At 66.5% G+C, this 19,899-nt stretch carries 21 protein-coding genes and 1 tRNA gene; 12 read left to right on the plus strand and 10 right to left on the minus strand.

Features of this window, described 5'->3' with window-relative positions:
- Positions 1–3: 3 nt before the first annotated feature.
- The gene (locus SH591_RS12760) at positions 4–438 is read right to left on the minus strand and encodes a VOC family protein (protein WP_324749443.1); all 435 of its coding nucleotides are present in this window, start codon (positions 436–438) and stop codon (positions 4–6) included.
- A gap of 59 nt (positions 439–497) precedes the next feature.
- Between SH591_RS12760 and SH591_RS12765 the strand changes: the two genes are divergently transcribed.
- Positions 498–1,190, plus strand: a complete 693-nt coding sequence (locus SH591_RS12765) for a winged helix-turn-helix transcriptional regulator (RefSeq protein WP_324749444.1) — start codon at positions 498–500, stop codon at positions 1,188–1,190.
- Between the two features lie 101 nt (positions 1,191–1,291).
- Positions 1,292–1,453: a hypothetical protein gene (locus SH591_RS12770; RefSeq protein WP_324749445.1), complete on the plus strand. Its 162-nt coding sequence runs from the start codon at positions 1,292–1,294 to the stop codon at positions 1,451–1,453.
- 151 nt (positions 1,454–1,604) lie between these two features.
- On the opposite strand, the gene SH591_RS12775 is transcribed toward SH591_RS12770, so the two are convergent.
- Positions 1,605–3,380, minus strand: coding sequence for a PHA/PHB synthase family protein (locus tag SH591_RS12775; RefSeq protein ID WP_324749446.1), 1,776 nt, complete (start codon positions 3,378–3,380; stop codon positions 1,605–1,607).
- A 97-nt stretch (positions 3,381–3,477) separates the two neighbouring features.
- Here SH591_RS12775 and SH591_RS12780 point away from each other — a divergent pair, with 97 nt between their 5' ends.
- The gene (locus SH591_RS12780; protein WP_322832596.1) at positions 3,478–4,656 is read left to right on the plus strand and encodes an LL-diaminopimelate aminotransferase; all 1,179 of its coding nucleotides are present in this window, start codon (positions 3,478–3,480) and stop codon (positions 4,654–4,656) included.
- Between the two features lies 1 nt (position 4,657).
- Here SH591_RS12780 and SH591_RS12785 read toward each other — a convergent pair whose 3' ends face one another.
- On the minus strand, positions 4,658–5,011 hold the full coding sequence (locus tag SH591_RS12785) for a hypothetical protein (RefSeq protein ID WP_324749447.1): 354 nt from the start codon (positions 5,009–5,011) through the stop codon (positions 4,658–4,660).
- A 65-nt stretch (positions 5,012–5,076) separates the two neighbouring features.
- Between SH591_RS12785 and glpX the strand changes: the two genes are divergently transcribed.
- Entirely contained in the window at positions 5,077–6,060 is a 984-nt protein-coding gene (glpX, locus tag SH591_RS12790) for a class II fructose-bisphosphatase (protein ID WP_322832598.1), read from the plus strand.
- An 88-nt stretch (positions 6,061–6,148) separates the two neighbouring features.
- Entirely contained in the window at positions 6,149–6,415 is a 267-nt protein-coding gene (locus tag SH591_RS12795; protein ID WP_322832599.1) for a hypothetical protein, read from the plus strand.
- 6 nt (positions 6,416–6,421) lie between these two features.
- Here the strand turns inward: SH591_RS12795 and SH591_RS12800 are convergent, their stop codons facing one another.
- The gene (locus SH591_RS12800) at positions 6,422–7,450 is read right to left on the minus strand and encodes a hypothetical protein (RefSeq protein WP_324749448.1); all 1,029 of its coding nucleotides are present in this window, start codon (positions 7,448–7,450) and stop codon (positions 6,422–6,424) included.
- Positions 7,447–8,517: a hypothetical protein gene (locus SH591_RS12805; RefSeq protein ID WP_324749449.1), complete on the minus strand. Its 1,071-nt coding sequence runs from the start codon at positions 8,515–8,517 to the stop codon at positions 7,447–7,449. The genes SH591_RS12800 and SH591_RS12805 overlap by 4 nt, the downstream gene beginning before the upstream one ends.
- 188 nt (positions 8,518–8,705) lie before the next feature.
- On the opposite strand from SH591_RS12805, the gene recJ reads away from it, so the two are divergent.
- Positions 8,706–10,496 carry a single-stranded-DNA-specific exonuclease RecJ gene (gene recJ, locus SH591_RS12810; protein WP_324749450.1) on the plus strand — a complete coding sequence of 597 codons (1,791 nt, stop codon included), beginning with the start codon at positions 8,706–8,708 and terminating at the stop codon, positions 10,494–10,496.
- Positions 10,497–10,584: 88 nt separating this feature from the next.
- Positions 10,585–10,659 (plus strand) — tRNA-Glu (locus SH591_RS12815).
- Positions 10,660–10,683: 24 nt separating this feature from the next.
- Here the strand turns inward: SH591_RS12815 and SH591_RS12820 are convergent.
- The 4 genes from SH591_RS12820 to SH591_RS12835 all read right to left on the minus strand — a co-directional run bounded on the left by SH591_RS12820 (position 10,684) and on the right by SH591_RS12835 (position 13,958).
- Entirely contained in the window at positions 10,684–11,046 is a 363-nt protein-coding gene (locus SH591_RS12820; protein ID WP_324749451.1) for a hypothetical protein, read from the minus strand.
- 334 nt (positions 11,047–11,380) lie between these two features.
- Entirely contained in the window at positions 11,381–11,761 is a 381-nt protein-coding gene (locus tag SH591_RS12825) for a hypothetical protein (RefSeq protein WP_324749452.1), read from the minus strand.
- 215 nt (positions 11,762–11,976) lie between these two features.
- Entirely contained in the window at positions 11,977–12,546 is a 570-nt protein-coding gene (locus tag SH591_RS12830) for an SH3 domain-containing protein (RefSeq protein WP_324749453.1), read from the minus strand.
- Positions 12,547–13,529: 983 nt separating this feature from the next.
- Positions 13,530–13,958, minus strand: a complete 429-nt coding sequence (locus tag SH591_RS12835; RefSeq protein WP_324749454.1) for a bactofilin family protein — start codon at positions 13,956–13,958, stop codon at positions 13,530–13,532.
- A 565-nt stretch (positions 13,959–14,523) separates the two neighbouring features.
- On the opposite strand from SH591_RS12835, the gene SH591_RS12840 reads away from it, so the two are divergent.
- From SH591_RS12840 to SH591_RS12850, 3 genes are read left to right on the plus strand one after another with little or no spacing between them, the layout of a single operon-like run.
- Positions 14,524–15,417: a pirin family protein gene (locus tag SH591_RS12840; protein WP_324749455.1), complete on the plus strand. Its 894-nt coding sequence runs from the start codon at positions 14,524–14,526 to the stop codon at positions 15,415–15,417.
- Between the two features lie 37 nt (positions 15,418–15,454).
- Complete coding sequence (locus SH591_RS12845) at positions 15,455–15,793, plus strand: carboxymuconolactone decarboxylase family protein (protein WP_324749456.1); 339 nt, start codon at positions 15,455–15,457, stop codon at positions 15,791–15,793.
- A gap of 30 nt (positions 15,794–15,823) precedes the next feature.
- Positions 15,824–17,110 carry a bifunctional alpha/beta hydrolase/OsmC family protein gene (locus tag SH591_RS12850; RefSeq protein WP_324749458.1) on the plus strand — a complete coding sequence of 429 codons (1,287 nt, stop codon included), beginning with the start codon at positions 15,824–15,826 and terminating at the stop codon, positions 17,108–17,110.
- 33 nt (positions 17,111–17,143) lie between these two features.
- Here the strand turns inward: SH591_RS12850 and SH591_RS12855 are convergent, their stop codons facing one another.
- Positions 17,144–18,049 (minus strand): hypothetical protein, encoded by a 906-nt coding sequence (locus SH591_RS12855; RefSeq protein ID WP_324749459.1) that lies wholly within the window; start codon positions 18,047–18,049, stop codon positions 17,144–17,146.
- Positions 18,050–18,463: 414 nt separating this feature from the next.
- On the opposite strand from SH591_RS12855, the gene SH591_RS12860 reads away from it, so the two are divergent.
- Together SH591_RS12860 and SH591_RS12865 are read left to right on the plus strand one after the other, a co-directional pair.
- Entirely contained in the window at positions 18,464–18,790 is a 327-nt protein-coding gene (locus SH591_RS12860; RefSeq protein WP_324749460.1) for a hypothetical protein, read from the plus strand.
- Between the two features lie 78 nt (positions 18,791–18,868).
- Entirely contained in the window at positions 18,869–19,801 is a 933-nt protein-coding gene (locus SH591_RS12865) for a hypothetical protein (protein ID WP_324749461.1), read from the plus strand.
- Positions 19,802–19,899: the final 98 nt, after the last annotated feature.

Raw genomic sequence — 19,899 nt, forward strand, 5'->3', positions numbered from 1 at the left:
GTGTCAGGCTTCGACCGTCTCGGGCCGCATCGCCGCCGTGGCCGCCGCCATGTCCATCCACATCACTTCCCAGATGTGGCCGTCGGGATCCTCGAAGCTGCGGCCGTACATGAAACCATAATCCTGCGTCGGGCAGGGGTCGACCCGCCCGCCGGCCACTTCGGCGCGTGCCACGGTCGCATCGACCTCTTGGCGGCTGTCGGCAGACAGGCAGATCAGCACTTCTGTCGCGCGGTGGGCGTCGACGATCGGCTTGGAGACGAACTGGCGGAACTTGTCGTGGGTCAGCAGCATGGCGTGGATCGTCTCGGAAAAGACGATGCAACTCGCCGTGTCGTCGCTGAACTGCGGGTTCTTCACGGCACCGAGCGCTTCATAGAAAGCGGTCGCGCTCGGAAGGTCGGACACCGGCAAATTGACGAAGATGAGCTTGGACATGGGCCTCTCCCGAATCATCTGTTTGTGTTTGATGCGCTCGCGAGTTAATAAACGCAACTATGAAGTTAGAAAATGTAACTGCAGGCATTGCGGCCGCCCGGCGCCGCTACGACGATGCCTGCGCGGCCACGCACGGCATGGACATTATTGGCGAGCGCTGGGCGCTGCCGGTGATGCGCGAGCTGATGCTGGGGCCGCGCCGTTTCGGCGAGCTCAAGGCCAGCATCAACGGCATCAGCGCCAATGTGCTGACCCAGCGGCTGGAGGGGCTCGAGGCGGCCGGCGTGGTCCGCCGCCACCGGCTGCCGCCGCCCGCCTCGGTCCAGGTCTACGAGCTCACCCCCTGGGGCTATGAAGCCGGGCCGATCTTCCAGGCGATGGGGCGATGGGCGGTGCGCTCGCCCGCGCACGATCCGACGCGTCCGTTCAGCGCGGTGTCGCTGATGCTGTCGTTCCGGACGATGATGGACATGAAGCGTGCCGCGGAGCGGGACGGGACGATCGCCTTCCGCATCGGCGCGGACGCGTTCACGCTCGCCCTTGCCGGCGGCCAGGTGACGCTCGGCCGCGGCGAGCCGGCGCAGCCCGATCTCGTCCTCGCGGGCCCGACTTCGGCGCTCGGCGCGGCCGCTTATGGCGCCGCTCCGCTCGCCGCGCTGGAAGCGGAGGGCGCGCTGGCGATCGAGGGCGACCGCGATCTCGCCGCTTGGTTCATGACCCTGTTCCCGCTGCCGCCGAAGGCAGGCTGCTAATTGCGGCCGGACCGGCAGCGGCCACGGCTCGGCTCCCCCGCCGGAACCCGTTGCGGCTGCAGCGTTGTAACCGCGCAGGGGAGAGTGAAAGGAGACGAATGATGCCCGACCGGAAAGATCAGGGCGACCGTCAGCAGGGCGGCCGCGACGACAATCGTCAGCAACAGCAGCAAGGCGGCGGCCACGACCGCCAGCAGGGCGACACCACGCGCCGGCAGGACGACATGGACCGCCAGAAGAGCGACCGCGACCAGCAGCGCTGAACGCGTTGATCGCCAACGAGGGAGGCTTCCGTCCGGAGCCTCCCCTTTTTTTGCACCCCGTCATTGCGAGCGGAGCGAAGCAATCCAGCGATCTCTGCGTCCGGCTGGATTGCTTCGTCGCTGCGTCTCGCAATGACGATCCTGGAACGCTCTAGCGTGCCCGCACGTAGCTGCCGGGCGCATCCTCGATCGGCTTGAGCTTGCCCTTGCCGGGTATGCGGGCGCCGGTTGGGGGGACCTTCGTGCCGGCCTGCCGCTCGATCCAGCCGCGCCAGTCGGGCCACCAGCTCCCCTTGGTCTCGGTCGCGCCGGCGATGAATTCGTCGAGCGACGCGACCTTGGCCTCGTTGGTCCAATATTGATATTTTTGCGCCTCGGGCGGGTTCACCACGCCGGCGATATGGCCCGATCCCGCCAGCACGAAGCGCAGCGGGCCGCGGAAATGGTGGGTGATCTTCCACACGCTCTGCGGCGGCGCGATATGGTCCTCGCGGCCGGCCTGGACGTAGGTCGGGACCTTGACCGTCGACAGGTCGATCGGGGTGCCGGCAATGGTGATGCCGCCGGGCCTGGCCAGCCGGTTCTCGGCGTACAGCTCCTTCAGATAAGCCTGGTGCCACTTGGCCGGCAGGTTGGTCGTGTCGCCGTTCCAGTGGAGCAGGTCGAATTGGGGATAGTCCTCGCCCAGCAGGTAATTGCTGGTGACGTAATTCCAGATGAGGTCGCGACCGCGCAGCAGATTGAAGGTCGCGGCCATGTAGCGGCCGTCGAGATAGCCCTTCTCTGCCGAGAGCTGGCGGATCAGATCCATCTGCTCGTCGCCGATGAACAGGTTGAGGTCGCCGGCTTCCGTGAAATCGACCTGGGCGGTGAAGAAGGTCGCGCTCGCCACTTTGTCCGCCTCGCCGCGCGCTTCGAGCAAGGCGAGCGTGGCGGCGAGCGTGGTGCCCGCGACGCAATAGCCGATTGCGTGCACCGCCTCGACGCCGAGCAGCGCGCGGATCGTGTCGATCGCCTCGATCTGGGCGAGGACATAATCCTCCATCATCACGTCGGCGATGCTCTCGTCGGCCGATTTCCACGACACCATGAAGACGGTGAGGCCCTGCTCGACCGCCCAGCGGATGAAGCTCTTCTTCGGGTTGAGGTCGAGGATGTAGAAGCGATTGATCCAGGGCGGGAAGATGACGAGCGGAGTTTCGTGCACCTGCTTGGTCGTCGGCGCATATTGGATCAGCTGGAAGAGGGGCGTCTCCTTGATGACCTTGCCGGGCGTGGTCGCGATGTTGCGCCCGACCTCGAAGGCGTCGCTGTCGGTATGGGTGAGCTGGCCCTTGGCAAGGTCCTTCAGCATGTGATCGAGGCCCTTGAGCAGATTCTCGCCCTTGGTCTCGAGCGTCTTCTCCAGCACCAGCGGATTGGTGAGGGCGAAATTGGACGGGCTCATGGCGTCCACAAAGGCCCGCGTCGCGAACCGCACCTTCTCGCGGGTGCGGTCGTCGACCCCCTCCAGCGCGTCGACGCTGCCCAGCAGCCGGTCGGAGACGAGCAGATAGCTCTGGCGGATCATGTCGAACAACGGATTGTCGCGCCATTGCGGCGCGTTGAAGCGCCGGTCGCGGTCGGCCTTCTCGCCGAGTTCGCTCTTGGGCGGGGCGCCGCCGAGCGCGCGCTGCCAGATTGCCATGCCCTCGGTCCACAGATCGACCTGCGCCGCCGCGATCCGCGCCGGGTCGGCGAGCAGGCTCATGCTCGGCCACGCCACCGTGGCGGCGCCGGATCCTTCGCCGAGCCGGCCGCCGGCCTCGCCCATCGTCCGCGCGACATGCTCGAGCATCAATTGCTGGGCCCGCCCCATCACCCAGGTCCAGTGCTGCATCTCCTCCAGCGTCGGCAGCGGCTGGGTGGTTTCGTCCTGATCAGCCATGCTTGGTCCTTTCGCAGCGCATACTAGTCAACACCAGCCGGCCTCGATAGTGCCGGGGCGTCGGCGGATCGGTCCGCCGCGCAGCACGAGACCCACCATGTCCGACGATTTCTACCGCATCCGCCGCATGCCGCCCTACGTGTTCGCCGAAGTGAACGCGATGAAGGCGGCGGCGCGCGCGCGCGGCGACGACATCATCGATCTCGGCATGGGCAATCCCGATGGCGCCCCGCCCGCCCATGTCGTCGAGAAACTGGCCGAAGTGGCGCGCAATCCGCGTGCCCACGGTTATTCCGCGTCGAAAGGCATAGCCGGGCTGCGCAAGGCGCAAGCCGCTTATTACGGCCGCCGCTTCGACGTCAGCCTCGATCCCGACAGCGAGGTGATCGTGACGCTGGGATCGAAGGAAGGGCTCGCCAATCTCGCCCAGGCGATCACCGCGCCCGGCGATGTCGTGCTGGCGCCCAATCCGTCCTACCCGATCCACCAGTTCGGCTTCATCATCGCCGGCGCCGCGATCCGGTCGATCCCCGCGGCGCCGGGGCCGGACTTCTTCACCCGCCTCGAATTCGCGATGCGCTACACAGTGCCCAAGCCGTCGGTACTGGTGATCGGCTATCCGAGTAACCCCACCGCCTATGTCGCCGACCTCGATTTCTACGAGAAGGTCGTCGCCTTTGCGCGCGAGCACAAATTGTGGGTGATCAGCGACCTCGCTTATGCCGAAATCTATTTCGGCGACACGCCGACGCCGTCGATCCTGCAGGTGCCGGACGCCAAGGAGGTGGCGATCGAGTTCACCTCCGTGTCCAAGACCTACTCGATGGCCGGCTGGAGGATCGGCTTCGCGGTCGGCAACAAGACGCTGATCAACGCGCTCACCCGCGTCAAATCCTATCTCGATTACGGCGCCTTTACGCCGGTCCAGGCGGCGGCAGTGGCCGCGCTCAACGGGCCGCAGGACATCGTTGAGGCCAACCGCAAGCTCTACAAGGCGCGCCGCGACGTGCTGGTCGAATGTTTCGGCCGGGCCGGCTGGGCGATCGAACCGCCGCAGGCCAGCATGTTCGCCTGGACTCCGATCCCCGAAGCCTTCCGCCACCTTGGTTCGGTCGAGTTCGCCAAGCGCCTGCTGACCGAGGCCGGGGTCGCGGTCGCGCCCGGCGCCGGCTTTGGCGAGGAAGGCGAGGGCTTCGTCCGCATCGCTCTCGTCGAGAACGAGCAGCGCATCCGCCAGGCCGCCCGCGGCATCAAGAAGTTCCTGGCCGGCGCCTGATCTACTCGTCGTCCTCGAGCAGGCGCCCGATGCCCGCAACGAGCTTGCGGGCCATGTTGAGGTCGATACCGACCGGTTGGGTGCACAGCCGACACGGCCCCTGGTCGCCCGCGGGCTCGCCGACGTGGCGCACGATCTCGCCCGGCTCGCGCTCGATCGGCAGCGGGAGACGGTGGGGATCAACGGCGTCGACCGGACGGCCGCAGATGACGATGTCGTCCGGCCCGGCGGTCGGGCAATCCAGCTCCCGCGTCGACTGGAAGGTGCGGCGGTAGGTCAGCAGCGCCTGCTCGGCGGTGACTGCCGGTTCGGCCGCGGCGGTTAGTCCCGGCCAGACGACCAGCAGCATCGTCATCCTCGACTTTATCATGGGCCTCGCCTATCGACGCTCGCAACCAAGCCTAGGGGATGACAGAAAAAATGGTGACTGCAAGCCATGTGCTCGACCGCGTGCTCGTTCTGGAAATGGTGCGGGTCACCGAGGCCGCGGCCGTCGCGGCGTCGAAGCTGATCGGCCGCGGCAACGAGAAGGCCGCCGATGCCGCCGCCGTCGAGGCGATGCGCGCCGCGCTGAACACGCTCGACATGGACGGCACCGTCGTGATCGGCGAGGGCGAGCGCGACGAGGCGCCGATGCTCTATATCGGCGAGAAGGTCGGCACCGCGCAGGGCACCGGGCCCAAGATCGACATCGCGCTCGATCCGCTCGAAGGCACCACCATCACCGCCAAGGCCGGGCCCAACGCGCTCGCCGTGCTGGCGATCGCCGAGGCGGGCGGGCTTCTGAACGCCCCCGACGTCTATATGGACAAGCTTGCGGTCGGCCCCGGCTATCCCGAAGGCGTGATCGACCTCGCCAAGTCGCCGAGCGACAATGTCCGCGCCGTCGCCGCCGCCAAGGGCGTCGAGCCGGGCGACATCATCGTCTGCGTGCTCGATCGTCCCCGCCACGAGAAGATCATCGCCGAGCTGCGCGCACTCGGCTGCGGCGTCCAGCTCATCCCGGACGGCGACGTCGCCGGCGTGATCGCGGTCACCGACCCCGACACCACGATCGATCTCTACATGGGCCAGGGCGGCGCGCCGGAAGGCGTGCTCGCGGCCGCGGCTCTGCGCTGCGTCGGCGGACAGTTCCAGGGCCGTCTCGTCTTCCGCAACGACGACGAGCGTGCCCGCGCCGCCAAATGGGGCGTCGAGGATCTTGACCGGATCTACCATCTCGAGGATCTCGCCAAGGGCGACTGCATCTTCGCCGCGACCGGCGTCACCGACGGCTCGCTGCTCGAGGGCGTCAAGCGTCGCAAGGGCGGCTGCATCACTACCGAGAGCGTCGTCATGCGCGCCTCCACCGGCACGGTCCGCTGGGTGAAGGGCGAGCATCGCCACGAGCCGGGCCGCAGCTGAACCGACGCGTGATGCGCGCCTTGCGCGCGCTCATCGTTAACCGAATGACAAGCCTCTCCCCGCTAAGCCCAAGCGGGGGGAAGAGCCTATGCAAGCCCAACTCAAGAAGGTCTACGTCCAGCGCCCGCCGCGGCAGTGGATCAATGTCGAGACGATCGTCGAGGACGGCGTCGGCCGCCAGCTCGACAGCCGGATCTGGAACATCTCGGACGGCGGCTTCATGGCCGAATGCGAGGTCAAGCTGCCGATCGGCTCGGAAGTCGTCGTCGAGCTCCCCGGCCGCGGCAAGGTCCGCGCCGAGATACGCTGGGCCGTGGGCTGGCGCTTCGGCGCGATGATCCTCGGCGAGGCCTGAACCGACTTACCCCTCCGATTTGCCGCGCAGGGTCTTGATCAGCCAGTTGGCGAGCAGGGCCAGCAGGCCGCTGAGCACGAGACTGAGGAAGATATTCCCCTTCGCCCATGCCAGCCACCGCGCCTGGACCGGCTTGCGCGTGTCGACGACATAGGCCGAACCCCGCAAATCCAGCTTGATGGTCTTGTCGTCGATCGTGAGGGCCGAGGCCGCGAGCAGCGCCGGCGCCTTGGCTGACGGCACCGGTGCGGCGCAGTCAGCTCCGCGCGGAACGGCGGACCTGCGCCAGGCCACGGCCCAGCGCGTTTCCCCTTCGGGTGCCGCGCACGCGACCTTCCACGGCCGCTCCGCGCCGTCGCTGCGGATCGCCGCTTCGCGCAGGCGCAGGCGATTGCCCTTGCGCTCGCGCTGCCCGATCCGGACCAGCAGCCCGCTGAGGCTTCCGTCGGGCTTGGACGGCACGGTGAGCGAAAGCGCTCCGCCCGGGAGGAGGGTGAAGGCAAGGGCCAAGCCGGGGTCGTCGATCGCCTTCCCGGCGACGAGTAGGTGGATGGGCGGCAGCACCAATTCGTCCCCAAACGCGACGCCTGCCTCGACCGCCAGGTCCATATCGGGGCTGCTGGCCAGGAATTCGGGGGGCACTTCGTCGCCGGCCCGTGCCAATATCACCGTGCCGTCGCTGGCCTGGGACGGAGTGCTGATCTGAATCCGCACCTTGTTGTCGCCCTCGACCGTACCCGGGGTGGAGACCTGCCAGCTCAATCGCTCGGCGCGGCTGCCGTCGGCCAGCCGCACCGGCCCTGCCTCGAGGGCGATCCCGTCGCCGGCTCCGGTCTGGAGGTCGAGCAGGCGGCCGGGCGGAGCGCCGGTCAGCAGCAACTCATTCCCGACGGGCACCTCCCATGTGCTGTCCTCGATGATCGCGGTGGCGGTGGGGACGCGGGTGAGGCGGTCGGCGGCCAGGGTCAGCAGCACGATCGCCGCCAGCGCCGCGACCTTCGGCCAATGCCGCCAGGCACGGATTGCCGCGATCAAGGAATGCGGACGAGATTGGGCGCGATCGCTCCGGTCCAGTCGCGCTCGTCGTTGCGCGCGCCGACCAGCCAGCCGCGCGCCTGGAGATGGTAGATTCCGGACTGGGGCTTGGGGCGGCCCTGCATCGTCTGCCAGTCGCCGGGATAATTGCCCTGCTGCAGCGGCTGGAAGCGGACGGTGCTGACCCGTTCCAGCTTGCGCCCGCCGGGCTTGGGCAGGCGCAGAACCTCGACCACCGAGCGGTCGAACAGGCGCAGGGCCTGCAGGCTGTAGCGCACCTCGTCGGGACGGGTCGCGAGGTCGGGCGTGAAGCTGGTGATCTTGAGCAGCGTCGATCCGACCGCCCGCGGGCCGGCCCCGAAGCCGTAGACCTTCAGCGGCTGGTAGACCGCCGTGCCCTGCGCGTCGCGCAGATAGGAATGGATCGAATAACGGGCGACCCTGACATCGGCGAAGGAGTCGGCCGACCCTGGGAGGTTCACCACCGTCTCCCTTCTCCCGTCTCCCGGGATCGGGATGCGGACGAGCTGATCGGAGCGGTCGCCTTTATAGGCCACCTCCAGCCAGGTCTCGGTTTCAGGCAGGCTTTCGACGTCGACCACCACGGGCCAGCCCGCCAGCGCGAAGCCCTGGACCTGGTAGCGGCCGACGGCCTGCTTGCGCGGGAATTTGGGGCCGTCTTTCTCCAGGTCCTTTGCCGAGGTCCATTTGTCGCCGGTCAGTTGGTCGATCAGCAGCGCCCCGCCGACCACGCCGGCCGTCGCCAGCAGGATCGCGAGAATGTCGAGGCCGCCATTGCCGTCGCCGGTTCGGTCGCTGTTCGGCCGCTGACCGTCGTCGCTGGGCACGTCGTCGCCGGTCCGCGCCCCATCCTCTCCGGCGGGCGGCGGATCGCCCCGCGCCGCGCGTTGGGCCGCGGCCGTTTGCGGCGCAACGCGGACATAGGCGCGGGCTTCATTGGGGCAGCTCGCCTGCGGCTGGCAGGGGTCCGCGACCGTCGCTGCGGCGCTCGGCGGGGCCTGCGCGGCGGCCGCGACCGACTGGGCGATCAGCAAAAGCGCGCTCATGGTCGGCAATGCGGGCGTTGGACGACGCGAAGGCATGGCACCCTCCGTTCGGATCAAGCCGGATTACAATAGCATAGAGGGGCGTGGCGCGCGCGCTGCGAATGGCTCCAACCCGCACCGCGATGGATAGATCGATCTGCGGCAAAAGGCGGATATCCGATCGCGCGCCGATCGCTTAGGGTGGCCCCGTGAACCTGTTCGATCCCTCCGCGCCCTTCATCCATGTCTGCGGCGTCTCTCGCTCGATCCTCGGCCAGCCGTGGCGCTGGCGCGGCACCGCCGGCGACGCGGTCGATGCCGGCTTCGTCCCCGACGATCTTGTCAGCCAGCTGCTGCTCGCCCGCGGCGTCGGCCGCGACGCGCTCGAACTGCACCGGACGCCGACGCTGCGTGCCTTCATGCCCGATCCGTCGCTGTTCCAGGACATGGACAAGGCGGCCGAGCGGATCGCCGACGCGGTCGAGGCGCACGAATCGATTACCGTCTTCGGCGACTATGACGTCGACGGCGCGACCTCCGCCGCTTTGCTGATCCGGCTGCTGCGCGCGCTCGGCTCGGCCCCCGCCGCCTATATCCCGGACCGGCTGATGGAAGGCTATGGCCCGTCGGGCGAGGCCCTGGTGCGGATCGCACAAGGCGGCGCCGACCTGATCGTCACCGTCGATTGCGGCGCCCAGGCGTTCGAGGCGCTGGAGATGGCGTGCGGCGCCGGCGTCGACGTGATCGTCGTCGATCATCACAAATGCACGGCGGCGCTGCCCGTAGCCCACGCTCTGGTCAACCCGAACCGCCTCGACGAGGCGGCAGAAGCCGCGGCCCACGGCCATCTCGCCGCGGTCGGGGTCTGCTTCCTGCTCGGCGCCGCCTTGCTGCGCTCTTTGCGCGGGCGCGGCTTCTTCGCGAGCCGCCCCGAGCCCAAGCTGATCGATCTGCTCGATCTGGTCGCGCTCGGCACGGTCGCCGACGTCGCGCAATTGAAGGGCCTCAACCGCGCCTTCGTCACCCAGGGGCTGAAGGTGATGGCGCAGCGCCGCAATGTCGGGCTCGCCGCCCTGATCGATGGCTCGCGGCTCGATCGCGCGCCGACCTGCACCGATCTCGGCTTCGCGCTCGGCCCGCGCATCAACGCCGGTGGCCGCGTCGGCAAGTCGGACCTCGGAGTGCGCCTGCTCACCACCGAGGATCCGGCCGAGGCCGCGGCAATCGCCGCCGAGCTCGAGCGCTACAATGAAGAGCGCCGCACGATCGAAACCCTGGTCTCCGAGGCGGCGGAGGAAATGTGCCGGACGCAGGGCAACCGCGCCGTCGCTTTGGTCGCGGGCGAGGGCTGGCATCCGGGCGTGATCGGCATCGTCGCCGGGCGCCTCAAGGAGAAATTGGGCCGGCCGGCGATCGTCGTCGCGCTGGAGGGCGAGGTCGGCAAGGGCTCGGGCCGGTCGATCAGCGGGGTCGATCTCGGCGCCGCGATCCTCGCGGCCAAGGACAGCGGCCTGCTCGTCGCCGGCGGTGGCCACGCCATGGCCGCCGGGCTGACGGTCGCGCGCGACAAGGTCGAGGCGCTCGCCGATTTCCTCGACGAGCGGCTTGGCGCCGACGTCGCCGCCGGCCGCGACGGCCGCGCCCTGCTGCTCGATGCGGTGCTGGCGCCGGGCGGCGTCTGCCCGGACCTGTGCGACGCGCTCGAGGCGGGCGGGCCCTATGGCGCCGGCTGGCCGGCGCCGCGCGTCGCCGCCGGTCCGGTGCGGATCGTCAAGGCCGACGTGGTCGGCAACGGCCATCTGCGTGTGGTGGTGGCGGGCGACGACGGACGCCGCATCAAGACGATCGCCTTCCGCATGGCCGAGAGCGCATTGGGCGAGGCGATGCTGTCCGCGCCCTCGCACCGCAAGCTGTGGATCGCCGGCCGCATCAAGCGCGACGATTGGGGCTCGACCCCGGCCGCCGAGATCCATCTCGAGGACGCCGCCTGGGCCGACTGACAATTTGTTGCCGCCGGGTGTTGACCGCCGCGGCGCCCTCGCTTAGGACCCGCCCTCGCTGACGGCGAGCGCGCGCGCCCGCCCCGATGGCCCCTTCGTCTAGCGGTTAGGACGCGGCCCTTTCACGGCTGAAACACGGGTTCGATTCCCGTAGGGGTCACCATCTTACTTGGTGCGAATTGCGCATTCAGTCCGGGCTTCGGGCGCCGGCAATCCCCTTGTCCAGCACATCGCCCGCGTCACGCGTTGCCGTGTTGCTGCACCCCGCAGTCCCGTGGCCGAGGTTGGGCTGCTCGCCGGCGCTGTGCATCAAGCAATCCCATGCACTCTCATCGCCGTCGTCCATGAAGTCGGGGACCGGCGCGGAGGATGCGTTCCGGTAGTCCTGGGAAAGATCGGCGGTGGGGGAAGAGGCCGGGGATGTTATCCCGGACCCGCTCGAAACCTCTTCTCGGGCTGTCTCGGTCGACACGCGATCGACGGCGCGGGGCTCGGGCGGCGAGCGCGCATCCGGAGCAGCCTGTTCGGACAAACCGGAAATGCCATTCACCACCGCAGCCGTCGGGGGCCGGGCCGTGCGGGGCTCAATTCTAGCTTCTCGGTCCGGTCTGGCGCCGTGGACCGGGAGCGAGAAACCGTCCGGCGCGATCGCCGGCTTTGCCCTCCGGACGACGCGGAAGCCGCGCATCGCGACCCACCGCCCGAAGGCCGGACGAACAAGGGTAACGCCGCACCGTCGGCACTCCGAGATATAAAAACCGCCGTTCCATCCCGGTTCGGGCTTCGCGCGATGCCGTCCTAGCCAGCAGAAAAAGCCCACGGACTACCTCCTCTGACGGTGGCACCGGGGATTTGCGGCGTAGCGCCGCTCAAGGACCGAAAGCTTAGAAATCGCGATCCCCGAACACATCATATTTCTTCTGGACGTCGAGCGCGGCCCGGCAACCGACAAGGCCGGCCTCGATGAAAGCGATCCGCGCCTTGGGATCCGGGTCGAGCAGGCTGATAAAGTCGTGAAATTTGTCGAGCGAGACGCATTGGACCAGAAATCCCGGCACTGCCGGTCGAAGCTCGCTTTCGATCAACGCGCTGCGGCAGCGGGTATAGCGCACCGCGGCCACGCGACGGGCGGAATGCTCGCTCGCGGTGACGCGCATAATCTCTTCCATTTCGTCGAGAGCTTCGCGGGCCGTCAGCCGCGGCTCGATCGCCGCCGGCCGCCCGGTCTCCCCGCTGGATCGCCCCGACCATGGATCAAGAGACATAGGACGCCCCGTCAATCAAGAATATCGCGCCGGAGATGGACCGCCCCGCAACGCGACCCGGGCAGGTAGTAGGACTCTACTTCACTAAGCCACGTCCCTCAAAACATTTCTTTTTCTTCGCGGGGATTGCCCCCCGATGGGACGAGCCGGCAACTGTTCCTTAGGGGTGCGCTTCGCCTCTGAGGGACCGTCGGTGCATCATCGGGTTGTCGTCACTACAGGGGGCGCGCGGCGGCGACGTACCGTGCCTGGACCCAGCATTGCCGGCCCTGGACGTCGATGCTGGCCCAGGTGGCATCGTTGGCCAGAATCGCGATCTCCTCTCCGCGCCCCAGACGACGAACGAGGCGGGCCTGTCGGGCCGGAGCCGCCCGGCAGTTGAGCAGGCTCGCGGTGACGAAGCCTGGGGTGCCGGAGGGCTGATCGACGGTCCGACCCGGGACTGGCGACTGCTGGGTCCTATTCCCCTCCGCAAGCAAGGCGGCGATGGCCAGCACGCCCGCCAGGATCGACACGGCTGCACCCCCGGCAAGGCCCGCAAGCGTCGCGGTCGCCGGCGGCACGTCGAGCTTGTCGAGCCGCTCGCCGGCGCGACGGCCCGCCCGCGCCAGCCGATCGCGGACCGCTAACGCACGGGGTCGGACGGTCTTTCGAAACCTTGTCCAGAGCCCCGCAGCCCTGCCCGCCCAGCCGATGCCGTCCGAACGCGGTGATTGTCCGATGGCGCGCGAAGCCGGGCTGCTCACCAGAGAGTCCCATGCGCTCTTGTCTTCACCATCATCCATGAAGTCTTCTGCGGAGGGACCCGAAGATGGGGGTGTGGCTTCCGATCCCGTCTCGGGTGTTGCAGCAGGGGAAGGCTCTGGCTGGCCCAGAGCCGCCGCCGCGTTCAGCGGTTCAGGAGGGGCAGGCCGTCCGCCACTTTCGCCGCCCTCGATCGGGGAGGGGGTCCCCGGGTCCTCGGGAGCATCCACTTCGATCGACGGTTCAGCCGCACCGCCATCCCGAGAAACGTCGTCGCTCGACCGCATCGCCTCGGCGGCGGCCGATGGTGACGCAGAGGCGGGATCGAATGACGTGGCGCCGTCAGCTTGCGCTTCCGGGGCAGACGGCACAGGTTCGGGTGTTACCGGGTTGGGGGTTGCGGCCTCGGGAGTAAGCGTCTCGGGCGTCACAGGCTCGGGCGTCGCAGGCTCAGGGACGACGGGTTCCGCGGTCAAGGGCTCGGAGGGTCCAGGCTCAATCGTGGCAGGCCCAGCCATTGCATGGGCCGGGGCTGGGGGAGCCTGGGCCAGGGGCGCAGTGGCCTCAGGCCGCACGTCTTTCAATTGATCCAGAACGTGCTGGATCGGCAGGTTGGACGGCCTTCGGCTCGCCGGTACCCGCCGATCCAGGCCCGAAGGCAATGGGCCGGCCGGCGCGGCTTTTTGCCAGACCACCCGGTATCCGCGCGGCACGTGCCAGCGGCCATATATCGTGCGGACGAGATCACGCCCGCATCGTTCGCAACGGGAGAAATAATAGCCGCTGTTCCAGCGCACGTCGGCGCTGACCTTGTGCCAACCCATGTTGCACAATGGGCTCAGGCCGCCCTCCCCAACCACTTGGCTCCTCCTGGTCTGGAAGCGGTTCGCGTCGTGCGGCTCACCGGCCATTGGTCAGGATGTCCCGCTCCCGACCCGGCCGACCATCCCACGCTGGCGGCCACGCGAAGGATATGGACAGCCGGCATGCCCAGCCGCATCGCAAGAAAACCGGATCGCGGTCGTCACTCTATGAACACTGCCTCGGCGACGGGCTCGGAGCCTGGCTCGACCAGCCTGAGCCTGGTGGCTTCATTCCCGGTTTCTTCCCGCGCGCGCCGGGTCATCTTGCCTTCCAATACGCCCCCGTTGACCACCCGCAGGCGCGAATAGGTGACGTCGCCAGCGACCTGTGCCGTCGCCTCGACCGCTAGATCACCCGTCTCGATGGCCCCCTCGACCGTGCCCGAGACACGGACTCGGTCGGCATAGATGCTGCCCTGCACGCAGCTCTTCTCGCCGAGGATCAGGGTCGCACAACGAACGTCGCCGACGACGCGTCCCTCAATCTGCAGATCGACACTGGCTTCGATATTGCCGGTCACGACAATGTCGGCGCCGATCATCGACATCGGAGCGGTCTCGGCACGCTCTCTCGATTCATTCTTTTCCATGTGGTTCCGGCCTTTCATGAAACACTGAAGCCGGGGCGTGGACAGCCGCCAATGCTGGTCCCCCTGAGCCGCCCCACAACGCAACAACACGGTCAGTTGGCGCTGAGTGTACAACAGCTCGCCATGCCCTTCAAAATGTTTATTTTTTTCGCGCGGAGCGTGATTTGCGAAAACGCGGCCGGCGATAGTACGAAGACGTGTGAGACGTAAACCTGATCAGAACACTATTGCGAGCTTCTAGTAACAATAGGCGACGCTTCCTGAGGCATATCTCATTCTCTGGTGCACAGAAAATGCTTATTGGAGGGCAACTTCATGCCTTGAACATGTCGTTTATGGGAGGTGGCGTTGTCGCAATGACGGATCGTTTCCCTGCTTGCTGGCACTTCGAAGGTATTCGACCAATCATTCGCCAAGTTCGGCAAAGGGTTGCCCGGCGGAAAGTCTGTTTCACAATGGGACCTCGCGTCCGCCGCGCTGCCATATCGGGCAGGCCGTCGCGCCGCGCTTGTGATCGGGCGGTCACTGGCCGATAGTCGCGGCGCGTCGTGAGCGGAGGAGCGCCATGATCGATATCGTCATCACGCAGCGGCGGCGGAGCCTGGGCGGGTTCGAGGTCGGGCGCGTCCTGCCGTTCGCGAAGCGGCGGATGGTCGGGCCGTTCATCTTCTTCGACCATATGGGGCCCGTGGACTTCGCGCCGGGCATTCCGGACAATGTCGACGTCCGCCCGCACCCGCATATCGGCCTCTCGACGGTCACCTATCTGTTCGACGGCGAGATCATGCACCGCGACAGCGTCGGCTCCGAGCAGCCGATCCGGCCGGGCGAGGTCAACTGGATGACGGCGGGCCGGGGCATCACCCACAGCGAGCGGTTCGAGCGCGCCCGGATCGAGGGCGGGCACATGAACGGCATCCAGGCCTGGGTGGCGCTGCCCGAAGCGGACGAGGAGAGCGATCCGGCCTTCGCCCATCACGGCGCGGAGGATCTGCCGACCTTCGAGGACGGGGGCGTCTGGGGCCGCCTGATCGCCGGCGAGGCGCTGGGGCTGCGCGCCCGGGTCCGGACCCATTCGCCGCTCTTCTACCTGCACTGGGCGCTGCAGGCGGGCGCGTCGGCGTCGCTGCCGGCCGATTACACCGAGCGCGCGCTCTATGTCGCAACGGGCGCGATCGAACTTGGCGGGGAGCGCTTCGTTGAAGGCCAGATGATCGTCCTGTCGCCGGGCGTCGAGGCAAGCTTCCGCGCCGAGACGGGGGCGATCGTGATGGCGCTGGGCGGCGAGCCGATCGGGCCGCGCTTCATCGACTGGAATTTCGTCTCCTCGTCGAAGGAGCGGATCGAGCAGGCCAAGGCCGACTGGCGGGCGGGGCGCATGAAGCTGCCCGATCTCGACGACCAGGACTATATTCCGCTGCCGCCCGAGCCCGGTGCGCCGGCCAACCCGATGTCGTGAGCCGGGAGACGCGGCCGACAGTGCAAGGAGAGCAAGGATGCTGGACTGGGTCGAATATCGGAACGAGATCCTCGGGCGGATCGGCGAGATGGGGCAGCTCAGCCCGGACACGCTGAAAGGCTATCAGACGCTGTCGGGCGCGGGCGCGAAGACCGGCCATCTCGACGGCAAGACGCGGGAATTGATCGCGCTGGCGGTGGCGGTGACGACGCGCTGCGACGGCTGCATCACGGTGCACAGCAAGGCCGCGCTTAACGAAGGCGCGACGCGCGAGGAGATCGCCGAGGCGCTGGGCGTCGCGGTCGCGCTCAACGCCGGCGCGGCTTTGGTCTATTCGGGCCGCGTGCTCGATGCCGTGGCGGGCCACCAGGCCTAGCGCCGCCATCCGCCGGAGGAGAGGGCGAACATGCCGACGAAAGCCTTCGACTTCACCGGCGCCGACGGGCAGCGCCTGTCGGGGCGGCTCGACGAGCCCGACGGGCCGGCCTCGGCCTACGCCTTGTTCGCCCATTGCTTCACCTGCACCAAGGACTCGATCGCGGCGGTGCGGATCAGCAGGGCGCTGACCGCGCTCGGCTATGGCGTTCTCCGCTTCGACTTCACCGGCCTCGGCCAGAGCAAAGGCGAGTTCGCCGACAGCAATTTCAGCGGTAGCATCGCCGACCTCGTCGCCGCCGCGGACGCGATGCGGGCGGCGGGGCACGCGCCCGCCCTGCTGGTCGGCCACAGCCTCGGCGGCGCGGCCGTGCTGGCTGCGGCCGCGCAGATTCCCGAGACGAAGGCGGTGGCGACGATCGGCGCTCCGTCCGACGTCGATCATGTCACGCGCCTCTTCGCCGGCGACGTCGCGGAGCTCGAGGCCAAGGGCGAGGCGGAGGTGCGGATCGGCGGAAGGCCGTTCAAGCTGCGCCGCTCTTTCCTCGACGATCTGGCCGCGCACGACCAGGCCGAGCGCATCCGCGCGCTCGGCAAGCCCTTGCTCATCCTCCATTCGCCGCAGGACGCGACGGTCGGCATCGACAATGCCACGGCCATCTATCGCGCCGCGCGCCACCCCCGGAGCTTCGTCGCGCTCGACGGCGCCGATCACCTGCTCACCGACCGCAGGGACGCCGAATTCGCCGCCGCCATCATCGCCGCCTGGGCGAGCCGCTACGTCGCCGATCCGGCGCCGGCGCGGAGCGAGAAACAGTCGGGCGCGGTCACGGTCGTCGAGACCGGCGAAGGCGCCTTCCAGGTCGAGGTCAGCGCCGGCGGGGCCCGCTTCCTCGCCGACGAGCCGCCCGAGGTCGGCGGGCTCGGCTCGGGCCCGACGCCCTACGATCTGCTCGCCGCGGGCCTCGGAGCCTGTACGGCGATGACTCTGCGCCTCTATGCGCGCGGCAAGCAGCTGCCGCTCGACCGGGTGAGCGTGACGGTCGGCCACAGCAGGCGGCGCGATGCCGCGCCCGCGGACCTGTTCACGCGGCGGCTTCGGCTCGACGGCGATCTCACCGACGCGCAACGGCAGCGGCTGGTCGAGATCGCCGAAAAGTGCCCGGTCCATCGCACGCTCGCGGGCGGCGCCGCGGTCGAGACCGAGCTTGGCGAGGCGATGCCGGCCGCGGCCGCCGAGACTCCGGGCCAGCATGCGCGCGACATGGCCGCGACCAGCGGCGCCGCCGTCGACGGTAGCCAAGACCGGCCCGGATGAGGGCGCGGGCGAGCGGAAGGTCACACTAAGGTCTCACCTATAGCGCTTGCCCGACCGCTCGCGGCTGCCGATCGGGTCGAGATGGCGGCACATGTCGCCGAACTCCTGGCGGGTCAGCTCCTCCTTGCGCTCGAACTTTGCATAGGCCGCGGCGCAGCGCGCCTCGTCGGCGACCTGCGCCTCGGCGGCGATCCGCTTGGCGCTCTTGGGCGGGCGCTGCTCGCTGAGGAAATGGGGCAGCGCGCCGTCGGATATGTCGGCGATGTCGAGCTCGTGGGCCAGAGTGTCGGGGCCGAGCAATTGCTCGGGCGGGGCAGGCAAGGGCGGCTCCATCGCCCGCAAACTCTCCTCGACCTCGATCGGCGGCGTGTCCTGCGCGGGGGCGCCGCCGCCGTAGCGCTCGGGCTTCAGGTGGCGCAGCAGGAACATGAGCAGGCGGTCGTTATAGACGCGCTTGGTGCACACCACCTCGCCATATTCGTCATAGACATTGTGCTCGACCCCCTCGATCGCGCGCTCGAAGGCGACGTCCTCGACGAAGCCGCCGGCATGGTGGCGGGCGGCGTCCCAGGCGCGGGCGAAGGCGGCGCCGTGCGCCGAGCGGCGCAATTTGTAGGCGCTCTCGCGCGCCATGCCGACCGCCTTGGCGGCGGCGGAGACGAGGCCGGTATCGGCCAGCGCCTCGATGAAGCGGCGCTGCTTCTCCTCGGTCCAGCCGTCGACGCGCGGGCGGCGGCGCACCGGCACCCAGCGATAGTCGGCGGGATCGTAGCCGCCAGCGGGCGGGGCGCCGTCGAGGCTTTCGGCCGGCGCGGGAGGGGGCTCGGCGCCTTGTGCTTCGCGGGGTTCGGCGGGCGGCGAAGCGGCGGCTTCGGGCGACGCGGTGGATTGGGGCGCGGGATGGGCGGTCGCGACCGCCGACTCGGGGTGCTGTTCCATCCGGCAGGATAGAACATAAAGAGTACGGTGTAGGAAAGTTGTTTTTTTTGGGGGAGATCAATTCAGGAAAGGACTACATCGGCATCAGTCCCGACCGGATGCGGCCTACCCGCAACGCTCGCCGCAGTCGGAAGCTCGAAGCCTAATGTGGATCCGGGGTTCGGTACATACCGCGTTTCGACAGTCCCTGTTAGAAAGTCCGACAGATCAATTAGATGACGGCCGGCAATATGTACGGCTTGATTCTGTTAAGTGCCTCACAGGAGATCGGGGCCTTGACCGCGATAGCCGAATCTGAGAGCGCAAGGCATGCTCGGCTGGTTCGGTCTCAGAGTTCTCATACCCTTCCTTCCAGTCGTTATCGACTTCGCTCTACGGTGCCTAATGCTGTCGGAAATCTTTTCTTGGTGGCAGATGGTTGATTTGAAAACGTTTTCAATGTCTGGCGCGTTTTTCTGCCTTCTTATTGCCATTGAGTCTAGACTAGATACTCAGCTGCCCAGTGATGAGAAATACGAGTCCGGGCTTCAGACGTTTAAGACGCACATGATAGTTGCTGGAGTAATATTAGCCGTCTTTTTTGGTGTCGCTATAATCTCTGAATATCAGGACATTCGTAATCCAACTTCCGGTCTAAGCGAGGTATTATTACCAACGGCGTTTATCGTAATGTTTACGGTAAACATATTTGCTATTGCCACGGCATTTTTTGCAAATTTGCGCTATAAGTTTAGATTCTAGGAAATGCCATTGTCAGAGGTGTTTAAGAATATCGCAGAGTTCGTAGGATCCGCTAGCGGAATCACGTTCGCACTGGTAGTGACGCTGACTGTTGGGCAGACAATTTACTTTGTCTTTCGATCGCGAAAAGACATTGCTGTAAGCTATCGGATATCGGTTATCGGACTACCTCGGTCAGGGAAGACCGCGCTTATCTCTGCCATATTTGATCACATTTTTCACTCGACAGCTGGAGAAGCATTTGCGCCAGTGGGAGAGAAAACAATTGAAAAGATAAACAACCAAATTATGCTGCTTGATTCGCGGAGAACGTTTGGGTCAACGAAGGATGAAGACATATTTATCTTTCGTTTCCTTTATTACGTCAAAGCAATCTTTTTTATAGCGCGCGTCCGCTACGAAGGAGAGGTTGTAGACTTTCCGGGTGAAATGTCAGATTCCTTGATGCGCAGCGCGGATGACGGGTCTATTAAAGATGATATCGCGCTTTTTAATAAAGAATTTTATTCTTGGATACTTTCATCAAAGGTGCATGTCTTTGTTGTAGACCTAGCTAAGTTTTTTCTTTCCGAAGACCGCGGAGCCTTCGCGGCTTCGCGGGCGGCGGAAATGCGAAAAACGTGGCAAGTATTGAACGAAGAGATTAATCGTGTGCAGCGTTCTTCAGAGCGTCGCATTGCTTTAGTCTTCACCAAGGCTGACCTAAGTTATTATGTTTCCGAGGAGAATGGCAAACCAATTTTCACACCAGAATCCTTAGAAAGTATACATCAATTTGGGTACGAGCAGGCCCCTCTGAGCTCCGGCGATACACTTAGGAACCGTATTTCACAAAACGCGCTTGAATCTTACGTTCATACCGAATTTAGATCGGTGATAACGTTCTTTAGGGGACAGAAGGCGAATTTTGATGTGTTCTTTACATCTTCGTATAGAGATAAAGATGGTGATCGCCTCGGAGTGAAAGAGCTTGTAAACTTCGTCCTTCCGAGATCGAACGTACTGTCGTGACTAGTCATGGCTGACACCTAGCGCGTAGGTCGGGTGCTCGTTGTTAGGCAACAGGGGACGAGCCATGCCGAACTTCAAATGTTGACCTGGCCGGTCTC

This window comes from Sphingomonas sp. LY54 (genome assembly GCF_035594035.1).
Classification (GTDB): domain Bacteria; phylum Pseudomonadota; class Alphaproteobacteria; order Sphingomonadales; family Sphingomonadaceae; genus Allosphingosinicella.